General features: G+C 67.0%; 14 protein-coding genes. All 14 read left to right on the top strand.

The window, feature by feature from the left end; translation table 11 throughout:
* A complete protein-coding gene (locus tag VGU65_RS09130; RefSeq protein ID WP_327474955.1) occupies positions 1–930 on the top strand; it encodes a PIG-L deacetylase family protein in 930 nt (309 codons plus the stop codon).
* Positions 931–1,030: 100 nt separating this feature from the next.
* Positions 1,031–1,384 carry a PilZ domain-containing protein gene (locus VGU65_RS09135; protein ID WP_327474957.1) on the top strand — a complete coding sequence of 118 codons (354 nt, stop codon included), beginning with the start codon at positions 1,031–1,033 and terminating at the stop codon, positions 1,382–1,384.
* Positions 1,385–1,666: 282 nt separating this feature from the next.
* The gene (locus tag VGU65_RS09140; RefSeq protein ID WP_327475034.1) at positions 1,667–2,023 is read left to right on the top strand and encodes an NADH-quinone oxidoreductase subunit A; all 357 of its coding nucleotides are present in this window, start codon (positions 1,667–1,669) and stop codon (positions 2,021–2,023) included.
* Positions 2,024–2,027: 4 nt separating this feature from the next.
* A complete protein-coding gene (locus VGU65_RS09145; protein WP_327474959.1) occupies positions 2,028–2,585 on the top strand; it encodes a NuoB/complex I 20 kDa subunit family protein in 558 nt (185 codons plus the stop codon).
* A 10-nt stretch (positions 2,586–2,595) separates the two neighbouring features.
* Positions 2,596–3,327, top strand: coding sequence for an NADH-quinone oxidoreductase subunit C (locus tag VGU65_RS09150; protein WP_327474961.1), 732 nt, complete (start codon positions 2,596–2,598; stop codon positions 3,325–3,327).
* 25 nt (positions 3,328–3,352) lie between these two features.
* Positions 3,353–4,582, top strand: coding sequence for an NADH-quinone oxidoreductase subunit D (locus tag VGU65_RS09155; protein ID WP_327475036.1), 1,230 nt, complete (start codon positions 3,353–3,355; stop codon positions 4,580–4,582).
* Between the two features lie 21 nt (positions 4,583–4,603).
* On the top strand, positions 4,604–5,131 hold the full coding sequence (gene nuoE / locus VGU65_RS09160) for an NADH-quinone oxidoreductase subunit NuoE (RefSeq protein ID WP_327474963.1): 528 nt from the start codon (positions 4,604–4,606) through the stop codon (positions 5,129–5,131).
* A 3-nt stretch (positions 5,132–5,134) separates the two neighbouring features.
* Positions 5,135–6,475, top strand: coding sequence for an NADH-quinone oxidoreductase subunit NuoF (nuoF, locus tag VGU65_RS09165; protein WP_327474965.1), 1,341 nt, complete (start codon positions 5,135–5,137; stop codon positions 6,473–6,475).
* Entirely contained in the window at positions 6,475–8,805 is a 2,331-nt protein-coding gene (nuoG, locus tag VGU65_RS09170) for an NADH-quinone oxidoreductase subunit NuoG (RefSeq protein ID WP_327474967.1), read from the top strand. Before nuoF ends, nuoG begins: the two co-directional genes overlap by 1 nt.
* Positions 8,806–8,809: 4 nt before the next feature.
* On the top strand, positions 8,810–9,862 hold the full coding sequence (gene nuoH / locus VGU65_RS09175; RefSeq protein WP_327474969.1) for an NADH-quinone oxidoreductase subunit NuoH: 1,053 nt from the start codon (positions 8,810–8,812) through the stop codon (positions 9,860–9,862).
* A 7-nt stretch (positions 9,863–9,869) separates the two neighbouring features.
* On the top strand, positions 9,870–10,361 hold the full coding sequence (nuoI, locus tag VGU65_RS09180; protein ID WP_327474971.1) for an NADH-quinone oxidoreductase subunit NuoI: 492 nt from the start codon (positions 9,870–9,872) through the stop codon (positions 10,359–10,361).
* A 10-nt stretch (positions 10,362–10,371) separates the two neighbouring features.
* Positions 10,372–11,019: an NADH-quinone oxidoreductase subunit J gene (locus VGU65_RS09185; RefSeq protein WP_327474972.1), complete on the top strand. Its 648-nt coding sequence runs from the start codon at positions 10,372–10,374 to the stop codon at positions 11,017–11,019.
* Positions 11,016–11,321, top strand: a complete 306-nt coding sequence (nuoK, locus tag VGU65_RS09190; protein ID WP_291190924.1) for an NADH-quinone oxidoreductase subunit NuoK — start codon at positions 11,016–11,018, stop codon at positions 11,319–11,321. The genes VGU65_RS09185 and nuoK overlap by 4 nt, the downstream gene beginning before the upstream one ends.
* Before the next feature lie 4 nt (positions 11,322–11,325).
* Positions 11,326–13,440 carry an NADH-quinone oxidoreductase subunit L gene (nuoL, locus tag VGU65_RS09195; protein WP_327474977.1) on the top strand — a complete coding sequence of 705 codons (2,115 nt, stop codon included), beginning with the start codon at positions 11,326–11,328 and terminating at the stop codon, positions 13,438–13,440.
* The last annotated feature ends 10 nt before the right edge of the window (positions 13,441–13,450 follow it).

Consider the following 13,450-nt stretch of genomic DNA (forward strand, 5'->3'; position numbering starts at 1 on the left):
ATGCCGTTGAGCCCGGAGCTGTACAGCCCCGACGCGCGGACCCGCCTGCTGGTGGTCGCCCCGCATCCCGACGACGAAACCATCGGTACCGGCGAACTGTTGCAACTCGTGCGCGCCTCGGGCGGCGAGGTGCGCGTGATGCTGCTGACCGACGGCGACGACAACCCGTGGCCGCAGCGCTGGCTGGAGCGGCGCCTGTGGGTCGGCGGCGAAGACCGCGCGCGCTGGGGCCGCCGCCGGCGTGGCGAGGTGGCCCAGGCCCTGCAGCGGCTCGATATTCCGTTCGATGCGCTGCGGGCCATGGGTTGGCCTGACATGGGCCTGACAGCGCTGCTGCGCGAGCGTGCCCCGTCCGCGCTTACGCGCCTGGTCGAGCAACTGGTCGCCTTCCGGCCCAACGTGGTTGCCTTGCCGGCACTGGGCGACCGCCATCCGGATCACGGCAGCGCGCACGTGCTGGTACGGTTGGCGCTGGCCGAGGGAGGCATCGAGCCGCCGCTGTTGCTGGGCTATCTCGTGCATGGCCGCGAAGAGCCGGCCGGCGACGTCACGTTGCCGGCCGACGCTGCCCGTCACGCGGTCAAGCTCGGCGCATTGTCGGCGCATGGCAGCCAGATGGCGCTGAGCGCAGGCCGCATGCGCCGCCTCACCGACCGCCCGGAACGCTACGACCGCGTGGCACGCCCTCCCGGCGACCGCGAGGCGGGTGCGCTGCCGTGGCAACCCCGGGCATGGCATTCCCGCCTGCGCCTGACCGTGGCCAGTCCTGACGGCGTGCAGCACTGGCGATGGAACCAGGCGCCATTGCGACGCGACGGGCAGGGACGCTACCGCCTGGCCGACGTGCCCACCGCCCCCTGCTTCGCGCGACTGGACATGGACGTGCCCTCGCCGTGGATCTTCGACCGCTGGGGATGGTGCGAGCTGTAGCTTTCGCGTGGCCGTGCCGGGTTGCGGGCGCTTTGCGCCCGTTCCCCGCGCTCGCTACGATGCCGGAGCGCCGGCGCCAACGCCGGTCCGGAGCCCAAGCATGACCCCCATCGCCGCCCGCCAGGGCATCATCTCGCTGAAGATCAAGGACGCCGCGTCGCTGTACAACGCGTACATGCCGTACCTGAAAAACGGCGGCCTGTTCGCGCCGACGGCGCAGCGCTACGCGCTGGGCGATGAGGTGGTGTTGCTGATCACGCTGATGGACGAGACCGAGCGCCTGTCGGTGGTGGGCAAGGTGGCCTGGATCAGCCCGCTCGGCGCGCAGGGCAATCGCACTGCCGGCATCGGCGTGCACTTCAACGAATCGGGCGATGCCGAGGCGGCGCGCCAGCGCATCGAGAACATTCTCGCCGGCGTGCTGGGGTCGGAGCGCCCCACGCACACCATGTGACAGTCGCGCCAGCCGGCGCCGAAAGCGTCACCTTCCCGGCTGCCCGCAAGGCAGGCAACCGCATTGCCTGTCGTGTTCGCAACCCTTGGCGTTGTCCCCGCACCCGCTGATACAATGCGGCGGTTACACGAACGGAATTCGTGGAAATCGGACGCTCGCGGCCCCCACGCGTGCGATCGTGGCCGGACAGCCCTTGCCGCGTGCGGCCTGCCGAACTGGAACCTGCCGGACCGTTACCCGCGGTCACTGATGCGCCCCAAAGGCGCGGAGGTACGTTGCACCGTGCTCGCTCAATACTGGCCCATCCTGCTGTTCATCGGCGTCGCCACCGGCTTGGGGGTAGTGCTCCTGGCCATCGGCATGCTCGCCGGCCCGCGCCGTCCCGAGGCGATCAAGCTGGCCGCTTACGAGTGCGGCTTCGAGGCGTTCGAGGATGCGCGCATGCGTTTCGATGTGCGCTATTACCTGCTGGCGATCCTTTTCATCATCTTCGACCTGGAAATCGCCTTCCTGTTCCCTTGGGCAGTGGTGTTCCAGCGCATCGGCATCGTCGCGCTGATCGAGATGGCGCTGTTCCTGCTGCTGCTGGTGGTCGGGTTCGCCTACGTGTGGAAGAAAGGTGCACTGGAATGGGACTGATCTAATGGGAATGCTGTCTTCCATCGACCGGGTGATGCACAACCCGGAGCCGCTGAACCTGGTCGACGACATCCTGCGCCCGGCCGAGGACAACCCGGTCGTGCAGCGCGGCTTCGCCACCACCTCGATCGACGCGCTGATGAACTGGGCCCGTACCGGCTCGATGTGGCCGATGACCTTCGGCCTGGCCTGCTGCGCGGTAGAGATGATGCACGCCGGTGCCGCGCGCCTGGACCTGGACCGCTACGGCGTGATCTTCCGCCCGAGCCCGCGCCAGTCCGACGTGATGATCGTGGCCGGCACTCTGGTCAACAAGATGGCGCCGGCACTGCGCCGCGTGTACGACCAGATGCCCGATCCGAAGTGGGTGATCTCCATGGGCAGCTGCGCCAACGGCGGCGGCTACTACCACTACTCGTACTCGGTGGTGCGCGGCTGCGACCGCATCGTGCCGGTGGACATCTACGTGCCCGGCTGCCCGCCCACGGCCGAGGCGCTGATCCACGGCATCCTGCAGTTGCAGAAGAAGATCCGCCGCACCAGCACCATCGCCCGCGGCTAAGGCACGAGCCATGACCGATACGCAAAACACCTCGCTGGCCGCCCGTCTCGCGGCGCGGTTCGGCGACACCCTCACGCTGCTGCCCGCGCGCGGCGGCGAGACGACCGCCGAACTGGCTGCCACCGACCTGCTCAGCGTCGCCGCCGCGCTGCGCGACGAGCCGGAGTTCCGCTTCGAGCAGCTGATCGACGTCTGTGGCGTCGACTACCTCGGCTACGGCCAGGACGAGTGGGCCACCGAGACCGTCACCGCCACCGGCTTTTCCCGTGGCGTCGAAGGGCAGGCGATGGGCCGCTTCAACTGGGCCGAGCGTCCGCGCGATGCCGACATGCCGCGCCGTTTCGCGGTGGTCGTGCACCTGCTTTCGATCAGTCACAACCGGCGACTTCGCCTGCGCGTGTTCTGCCAGGACGACGCGCTGCCGATGGTGCCCTCGCTCACCGGCATCTGGCCGGTCGCCAACTGGTTCGAGCGCGAGACCTTCGACCTCTACGGCATCCTGTTCGACGGCCATCCGGACCTGCGCCGCATCCTCACCGACTACGGCTTCGTCGGCCATCCGTTCCGCAAGGACTTCCCGCTGATCGGCAACGTGGAGGTGCGCTACGACGCCGAGCAGCAGCGCGTGGTCTACCAGCCGGTGACGATCGAGCCGCGCGTGCTGGTGCCGCGCGTGATCCGCGACGACGCCGACCTCATCCAGGCCAGGGCCGAGGCCGCAGACGACTGGCGGAGCAACTGACGTGCAAGAAATCCGCAACTACACGATGAACTTCGGCCCGCAGCATCCGGCCGCGCATGGCGTGCTGCGCCTGGTGCTGGAGATGGACGGCGAGACCGTGGTGCGTGCCGACCCGCACGTGGGCCTGCTCCACCGCGGCACCGAGAAGCTGGCCGAGTCCAAGCCGTTCAACCAGTCGATCGGCTACATGGATCGCCTCGACTACGTGTCGATGATGTGCAACGAGCACGCCTACGTGCGCGCGATCGAGACCCTGCTGGGGATCGAGGCGCCGGAGCGCGCGCAGTACATCCGCACGATGTTCGATGAGATCACCCGCATCCTGAACCACCTGATGTGGATCGGCTCCAACGCGCTCGATCTGGGCGCGATGGCGGTGTTCCTGTACGCGTTCCGCGAGCGCGAGGAACTGATGGATGTCTACGAGGCGGTCTCGGGCGCGCGCATGCACGCGACCTATTACCGTCCGGGCGGCGTCTACCGCGACCTGCCCGACCGCATGCCGCAGTACAAGGAATCGCCCTGGCACAAGGGCGCGGACCTGAAGCGGATCAACAGCGCGCGCGAAGGCTCGATGCTGGACTTCATAGAGGAGTTCACGCGCATCTTCCCGTCCCGCGTGGACGAGTACGAAGACCTGCTCACCAACAACCGCATCTGGAAGCAGCGCACCGTCGGCATCGGCGTGATCAGCCCGGAGATGGCCAAGGCCTGGGGCATGACCGGCGCGATGATCCGCGGCTCGGGCGTGGAGTGGGACCTGCGCAAGAAGCAGCCCTACGCCAAGTACGCCGAGATGGATTTCGACATCCCGGTGGGCGTCAACGGCGACTGCTACGACCGCTACCTGGTGCGCGTGGAAGAGATGCGCCAGTCCAACCGCATCATCAAGCAATGCGTGGACTGGCTGCGCGCCAACCCCGGCCCGGTCATGGTGAAGAACTTCAAGGTCTCGCCGCCCTCGCGCGCCGAGATGAAGGAGAGCATGGAAGCGCTCATCCACCACTTCAAGCTGTTCACCGAGGGCTACGGCGTGCCCGCCGGCGAGACCTACTGCGCGGTCGAGGCGCCCAAGGGCGAGTTCGGCTGCTACCTGGTTTCCGACGGCGCCAACAAGCCCTTCCGCGTACACCTGCGTGCGCCGGGCTTCGCCCACCTCTCGTCGATGGATGCCACCGTCAGGGGCCACATGCTGGCCGACGTGGTGGCGATGATCGGTACCTATGACCTGGTGTTCGGCGAAGTCGACCGCTAAGCCGGCACCACGGAGATTCCCATGAAGGCCACCGGAAATTACGAGCAGGTCAAGCACGTCGATCCGCTCGTCGTGCTGAACGAGCACACCCGCCACCACATCGACCTGTGGGTCGCCAAGTTCCCGCCGGACCGCAAGCGCTCGGCGCTGATCCAGGCGCTGTTCGCAGCGCAGGAGCAGAACGGCGGCTTCCTCACCGACGAGCTGATCGTTGCGGTGACCCGTTACCTGGACCTGCCCGCAGTGTGGGGCTACGAGGTGGCGAGCTTCTACTCGATGCTCGAAACCAAGCCGGTCGGCCGCAACAACGTGGCGATCTGCACCAACATCTCGTGCTGGCTCAACGGCGCCGAGGACCTGGTGCGCCACTGCGAGAGCAGGCTCGGCATCAAGCTCGGCGAAAGCACGCCGGACGGGCGCGTGTACCTGAAGAAGGAAGAGGAGTGCATCGCCGCCTGCGTGTACGCGCCGGCGATGACGGTGAACGGGCATTACCACGAGCGGCTCACGACCGAGAAGCTCGACCAAATTCTCGACGGTCTGGAGTGAGGCATGGCTAGCAGCAACGGTCCGGTCGGACCCGCACCGCAAGACCACCAGGTCGTCTACACCACGCTGCACTTCGACACGCCGTGGTCGATGGACAGCTACGAGAAGGTCGACGGCTACAAGGCGTGGCGCAAGATCCTGGCCGAGAAGCCCGATCCGGCCGCGCTCGTGGAGGAAGTGAAGAAGTCCAGCCTGCGCGGCCGCGGCGGCGCCGGCTTCCCCACGGGCCTGAAGTGGTCCTTCATGCCCAAGGGCACGATGCAGAAGTACATCCTCTGCAATTCGGACGAGTCCGAGCCCGGCACCGCCAAGGACCGCGACATCCTGCGCTACAACCCGCACGCGGTTATCGAGGGCCTGGCGATCGCCTGCTACTGCACCGGCTCGACCGTGGCCTACAACTACCTGCGCGGCGAGTTCCACCACGAGCCGTACGAGCACTTCGAGGCCGCGCTGAAGGAAGCCTACGCGGCGGGGCTGCTGGGCAAGAACGTGCAGGGCTCGGGTATCGACGTGGACATCTACACGGCGCTCGGCGCCGGCGCCTACATCTGCGGCGAGGAAACCGCGTTGATGGAGTCGCTGGAAGGCAAGAAGGGCCAGCCGCGCTTCAAGCCGCCGTTCCCGGCCAACTTCGGCCTGTACGGCAAGCCGACCACGATCAACAACACCGAGACCTACGCCTCGGTGCCGGCGATCCTGCGCAACGGCGCGGACTGGTTCCTGAACCTCGGCAAGCCCAACAACGGCGGCCCGAAGATCTTCTCGGTCTCCGGCCACGTCAACAACCCGGGCAATTTCGAGATCCGCCTTGGCACCCCGTTCAAGGACCTGCTGGCGATGGCCGGCGGCGTGCGCAACGGCAAGCAGCTCAAGGCGGTGATCCCGGGCGGCTCCTCGATGAAGGTGCTGCCGGCATCGGCCATGCTCGAGTGCACCATGGACTACGACAGCCTGATGAAGGCCGGCTCGGGCCTGGGGTCGGGCGCCGTCATCGTGATGGACGAGACCACCTGCATGGTGCGCGCCTGCCACCGCATCGCGCGCTTCTACATGGCCGAATCCTGCGGCCAGTGCACGCCCTGCCGCGAAGGCACCGGCTGGATGTACCGCGTGCTGAGCCGCATCGTGGAAGGCAAGGGCACCGAGGACGACCTGCATCGCCTGAAGGCAGTGGCCGGCCAGATCGAGGGCCACACCATCTGTGCCTTCGGCGAGGCCGCCGCATGGCCGGTGCAGGGCTTCCTGCACCACTTCTGGAACGAATTCGAATACTTCGTGCGCAACGGCCGCTCGATGACCGACGACAAGCTTGCTGCTTCAAACCAGGGAGTCGCCGCCTGATGAGCGCGCAGCCGACCACTACCGCCCCCGACCTGGTCAACATCGAGGTCGACGGCAAGCCCACGCAGATCCGCAAGGGCGCCATGATCATCGAGGCCGCCGATTCCATCGGCGTCGCCATTCCGCGTTTCTGCTACCACCGCAAGCTCCCCATCGCCGCCAACTGCCGCATGTGCCTGGTCGACGTGGAGATGGGCGGCAAGCTGATGCCCAAGCCGCAGCCGGCCTGCGCCACCCCGGTGGCCGAGGGCATGAAGGTGATGACGCGCTCGGACAAGGCGCTGAAGTTCCAGAAAGACGTGATGGAGTTCCTCCTGATCAACCATCCGCTGGACTGCCCGATCTGCGACCAGGGTGGCGAGTGCGAGCTGCAGGACGTGGCCCTGGGCTATGGCCGCAGCGTGTCGCGCTACACCGAGCGCAAGCGCACCATCGCCGATGAAAACATCGGTCCGTTGGTCGCCACCGAGATGACCCGCTGCATCCAGTGCACGCGTTGCGTGCGTTTCACCAGCGAGATCGCCGGCACCTACGAGCTCGGCGGCATGAACCGCGGCGAGAACCTGCAGATCGGCACGTATATCGGAAAGACGGTGGAAACGGAGCTTTCCGGCAACATCATCGACGTCTGCCCGGTCGGCGCGCTGACCAACAAGCCGTTCCAGTTCAAGGCGCGCGCCTGGGAGCTGATTGCGCGTCCCTCGATCGGCTACCACGATGCGCTGGGTTCCAACCTGTGGCTGCACACGCGCCGCGGCGAGGTGCTGCGCACCGTGCCGCGAGACAACGAGGCGATCAACGAGTGCTGGCTGTCGGACCGTGACCGTTTCAGCCACGAAGGCCTGTACGCCGCCGACCGCCTGCATGCGCCTGAAATCAAGCGCAACGGGCAGTGGCAGAGCGCCAGTTGGGAAGACGCGCTTTCCGTCGCCACGGAGGCGCTGAAGTCGGTGCCCGGCAGCGAGCTCGGCATTCTGGCCTCGCCCGCCACCACCAACGAGGAAGGCGACCTGCTGCTGCGCCTGGCCCGCGGCCTGGGTAGCGCGCATGTCGACCATCGCTTGCGCCAGTTGGACCTGTCCGATCGCCCGGTCGCGATCCGCTTCGAGGTTCCCGTCGCCGAGGTGAGCCAGGTCAAGGGCGCGCTGCTGGTGGGCTCGGACCTGCGCTACGAAATGCCGTTGCTCAACCACCGCCTGCACCAGGCGGTCAAGCGCGGCGCCAAGGTGTACGCGGTCAACCCGGCGCGCTTCGGCTTCAACTACGCGCTGGCCGGCGAAGCCATCGTGTCGCCGGCGGCGCTGGTCGACGCGCTGCTCGCGCTGGCCAAGGCCGCGGTCGGCGACGGCGCCACCGCGCCCGACATGCTGGCCGACGCCATCAGCAGCGCGCAGAGCGACCAGGGCGACCGTGACGCGATCGCGGTGCTCAAGGCTGGCAAGGCCGTGGTCATCCTGGGCGAGGCGGCGGCCACGCATCCGCAGGCGTCGTGGCTGCGCGCCATCGCGCGCTTCATCGCGCAGGCCACCGGCGCCGGCTACAACGAACTGCCGGTGGGCGCCAATGCGCTGGGGCTGGGGCAGGGCGGTCTGCTGCCGGGCAACGGCGGCCTGGACGCGCAGGCGATGCTCGCGCAACAGCGCAAGGGTTACGTGCTCTACGGCGTCGAGCCGCCGCACGACTTCGCCGACGGCGCCAGGACGATGGCCGCGCTGCGTGCCGCGCAGGTGGTGGTGGCGTTCAGCGCCTACGCCAGCCCCGCGTTGCGCGAGGTGGCCAGTGTGATCCTGCCGATCGCGCTGGTGCCGGAGATCGACGGCACGCTGGTCAACGTGGATGGGCTGGCGCAGACGATCCTGGCCGGCGCCAAGGCGCCCGGCGAGGCGCGTGCGGGCTGGAAGGTGCTGCGCGCGCTCGGCGGCATGCTGCAACTGGCCGGCTTCGAGTTCGACGACCTGGCCGGCCTGCGTTCCGGCATCGCCGAGCGTCCGCTGCCGGCGCAGGCCGGCACGCTGGCCTCGCGCCAGCGTGCAGCGGACGGCCTGGTGCGCCTGGCGACCTGGCCGATCTACCGCAGCGATGCGGTAGTGCGTCGGTCCGCGGCGCTCAACGCCCACCCGATCAACCGCGCGCCGGCCGTGCGCCTGAACGCGAACGAGGCGATGCGCCACGGCCTTGCCGCCGGCGCGGAGGTGCGCGTCGGCGACTCGCCGCTGCCGGTGGTGGTCGATGCGGCCGTGCCCGATGGCGCCGCATGGATCGAGGCCGCGCACGACCTGACTGCCACGCTGCCGCCTTACGGCGCCGCCCTTACCCTGAGCAAGGCGTAACACGATGCTGGATCAACTCATCCATCAAGTGGGGCTGCCGGTCCTGTACATCCTGTGCATCGCGGTGCCGCTGATCCTGGCGGTGGCCATGTTCGTGTACTGGGAGCGCAAGGTCATCGGCTGGATGCACGTGCGCATGGGGCCGAACAAGATTGGCCCCTTCGGCATGCTGCAGGCCTTCGCCGACGTGGTGAAGCTGCTGATCAAGGAGGTGATCCTTCCTTCCAGCGCCAATCGCGTCCTCTACTACCTGGCGCCGCTGCTGGCGCTGGTGCCGGCGTTCGCCGCCTGGGCGGTGGTGCCCTTTGGCGAGAAAATGGTGCTGGCCAACGTCAATGCCGGCCTGCTCTACCTGTTGGCGATGACCTCGCTGGGCGTGTACGGCATCATCCTGGCGGGCTGGGCGTCCAACTCGCGCTATGCGCTGCTCGGCGCCATGCGCTCGGCCGCGCAGGTGATCTCCTACGAGCTCGCCATGGGCCTGTCGCTGGTCTGCGTGCTGGTGCTGGCCGGCTCGCTCAACCTGACCGACATCGTGCACGCGCAGGCCGGTGGCAAGGGCCTGTTCGACTGGTTCTGGCTGCCGCTGCTGCCGGTGTTCGTCGTCTACTTCGTGTCGGGCGTGGCGGAGACCAACCGCGCTCCGTTCGACGTGGCCGAAGGCGAATCGGAGATCGTCGCCGGCTTCCACGTGGAATATTCCGGCTCGGCCTTCGCCATCTTCTTCCTGGCCGAGTACGCCAACATGATCCTGGTGAGCTTCCTCGCCTCGATCTTCTTCCTGGGCGGCTGGTTGAGCCCGCTGCAGGGCTGGATCCATGCAGACGCTCCCGGCTGGATCAACTGGATCTGGACCGGCGGCTTCGTCTGGCTGCTGATCAAGGCCTTCCTGATGTCCTTCCTGTTCCTGTGGTTCCGCGCGACGTTCCCGCGTTACCGCTACGACCAGATCATGCGGCTGGGCTGGAAGGTGTTCATTCCCATCACGATCGTGTGGGTGCTGGTGGCCGGCTGCATGAAGTATTTCGGCTGGGTCCTGGTCGGCACGGGGGCATAAGGCATCCATGAACCGCATTACCAACTACTTCAAGAGCCTGCTGCTCATCGAGCTGCTCCAGGGCATGGCGCTGACCTTGCGCTACATGTTCAAGCCCAAATACACGGTGCGCTTCCCGATGGAGCACATCCCGCGCTCGAACCGTTTCCGCGGCCTGCATGCGCTGCGCCGCTACGCCAACGGCGAGGAACGCTGCATCGCGTGCAAGCTGTGCGAGGCGGTCTGCCCGGCGCTGGCGATCACCATCGACTCGGCCCCGCGCGAGAGCGACGGACAGCGCCGCACCACGCGCTACGACATCGACCTGTTCAAGTGCATCTTCTGCGGCTTCTGCGAGGAAAGTTGCCCGGTCGACTCGATCGTCGAGACCTCGGTGATGGAGTACCACTTCGAACAGCGCGGCCAGAACGTGGTGAGCAAGGCGCAACTGCTCGCCATCGGCGACCGCTTCGAGCCGGAAATCGCCGCGGCCCGCGCGCAAGACGCGGCGTTCCGCTAAGGGCACCGACATGATCGATACCAACCTGTTCCAACTCGTCTGCTTCTACGGCTTCGCCGCCGTCACCGTGGCCGCCGCGCTGGCGGTGATCACGCTGAAGAACTCGGTACACGCGGTGCTCTCGCTGGTGCTGACCTTCTTCAGCACTGCCTGCATCTGGCTGCTGGCCGAAGCGGAATTCCTCGCCATCGCGCTGATCGTCGTCTATGTCGGCGCCGTGATGGTGCTGTTCCTGTTCGTGGTGATGATGCTGGACATCAAGCAGGAGCACGTTCGCGAGGGCTTCATCCGCTACCTGCCGGTGGGCGTCGTCGTGGCCCTGGTCATGCTGGCGGAAATGCTGGCGCTGATCGGCGTGCGCGTGATGCACGGGCAGGTGATGGGTGCTGATCCGGCCACTGTCGCGGGCCTGTCCAATACCGCGTGGCTGGGCCAGGCGCTCTACACGCAGTACCTGCTGCCGTTCGAGATCGCTGCGCTGATCCTCACCGTGGGCGTGGTGGTGGCCGTGGCGCTGACCCTGCGCCATCGCGGCGACAAGCGCCACGAGTCGGCCAGCGAGCAGGTGCGCGTGCAGGCGCGCGACCGCATCCGCGTGGTCAAGATGGCGCCTTCGCGCCCCGACGAGTCGACCGCTTCGCAGGAGCCACGCCAATGATCACGCTGTCGCACTTCATCGTGCTGGGCGCGGTGCTGTTCTGCATCGCCGTGGCCGGCCTGTTCATCAACCGCAAGAACGTGATCGTGCTGCTGATGGCGATCGAGCTGATGCTGCTCGCGGTGAACATGAACTTCGTGGCCTTCTCGCGCTTCCATGGCGACGTGGCCGGCCAGGTGTTCGTGTTCTTCATCCTCACCGTCGCGGCCGCCGAATCCGCGATCGGCCTGGCGATCCTGGTGCTGCTGTTCCGCAACCGCAGCACGGTCAACGTCGCCGAAATCGACTCGATGAAGGGCTGAGCCGATGCAACTGTCCACAACCATCCTGCTGATCATCGCGCTCGCTCCGCTGGCCGGCTGCCTGCTCGCCGGTTTCCTCGGCAAGCAGATCGGCCGCGCCGGCGCGCACAGCGTGACCATCCTTGGCCTGGCTGTCTCCTGCGCGCTGTCGTTCTACGTGCTGTACCAGATCACTGCCGGTGGCGCCCCGTCCTACAACCAGGACATCTACACCTGGTTCGAGATTGGCCGCCTGCACGTCAGCGTCGGCTTCCTGGTCGACCGCCTCACCGCCATGATGATGGTGGTGGTGACCTTCGTGTCGCTGCTGGTGCACGTCTACACCATCGGTTACATGGCCGACGACCCCGGTTACCAGCGCTTCTTCAGCTATATCTCGCTGTTCACCTTCGCGATGTTGATGCTCGTGATGAGCAACAACTTCATGCAGCTGTTCTTCGGCTGGGAAGGCGTGGGCCTGGTGTCCTACCTGCTGATCGGCTTCTGGTACAAGCGCCCGACGGCGATCTTCGCCAACCTGAAAGCCTTCCTGGTCAACCGCGTGGGCGACTTCGGCTTCCTGCTGGGCATCGCCGCGGTGCTGTATTTCCTCGGCACGCTGGACTACGCCACCGCCTTCGCCGGCGCGCCCAGCCTGGCCGGCAAGACGCTGGCGCTGACCGCGAACATGCACTGGGATGCGGCCACGGTGATCTGCGTGCTGCTGTTCATCGGCGCCATGGGCAAGTCCGCCCAGGTGCCGCTGCACGTGTGGCTGCCCGACTCGATGGAAGGCCCGACGCCGATCTCCGCGCTGATCCACGCGGCAACCATGGTGACCGCGGGCATCTTCATGGTCGCGCGCATGTCGCCGATCTTCGAGCTGTCTTCCGGCGCGCTGAGCTTCGTGATGGTGATCGGCGCCACCGGCGCGCTGTTCACCGGGTTGATCGGTATCGTCCAGAACGACATCAAGCGCGTGGTGGCGTACTCCACACTTTCGCAGCTCGGCTACATGACGGTGGCACTGGGCGTGTCCGCCTACGCCGGCGCGGTGTTCCACCTGATGACCCACGCCTTCTTCAAGGCGCTGCTGTTCCTGGGCGCGGGCTCGGTCATCATCGCCATGCACCACGAGCAGGACATGCGCTACATGGGCGGCCTGCGCAAGTACATGCCGATCACTTGGATCACCATGTGGATCGGCTCGCTGGCGCTGGTGGCGATCCCGTTCACCTCGGGCTTCTACTCCAAGGACGCGATCATCGAAGCAGTGGGCCAGTCGCATCGCTGGGGCGCGGGCTACGCCTACGTCTGCGTGCTGGCCGGCGCCTTCGTCACCGCGTTGTACACCTTCCGCCAGATGTACCTGACCTTCCACGGCAAGGAACGCTTCGTGGTGGTCGGCCATCACGGCCACGCGCATGACGCGCATGCCGCCCACCACGACGCGCACGACCACGACGCGCACGAGGTCCACGGCGGCGAGCACCACGTGCATTCGGACGATCCGCACCATGGCCACAAACCGGGCGAACTGGAGCACGCGCCGCAGGAGTCGCCCTGGGTGGTGACCCTGCCGCTGATCCTGCTGGCGATTCCTTCGCTGCTGGTGGGCTTCTTCACCATCGGCCCGATGCTGTTCGGCAACTGGTTCGGCAAGGCGATACACGTGGAGGAAGCCAACAACGTGCTCGGCGAGCTGGGCGGCGAGTTCCATGGCGCCGCCGCGATGGCGCTGCATGGCCTGCTGAGCTGGCCGTTCGCGCTGGTGGTGCTCGCCTTCGTGATCAGCACCTACATCTACCTGTTCAACCCGGCCATGGCCGGCCGCATCAAGAACGCGCTCAAGCCGCTGTGGACGGTGCTGGACCGCAAGTACTGGGTCGACGACGTCTACTTCGCGATCTTCGCCCGTGGCGGCGTGAGGCTGGGCCGGCTGTTCTGGAAGGCCGGCGACGCCGCGGTGATCGACGGCGCCATGGTCAATGGCTCCGCCGCCCTGGTGCAGCGCATCGCCGCCGGCGTGCGCCGCCTGCAGTCGGGCTATCTCTACCACTATGCCTTCGCGATGATTCTCGGCCTGATCCTGCTGCTGGGCGGGTTCTGGGTCTTCGGGTCCGGGCTGATCGGGCAATAAGGAAGCGCGC

Source organism: Frateuria sp. (genome assembly GCF_035943815.1).
GTDB lineage: Bacteria > Pseudomonadota > Gammaproteobacteria > Xanthomonadales > Rhodanobacteraceae > Frateuria_A.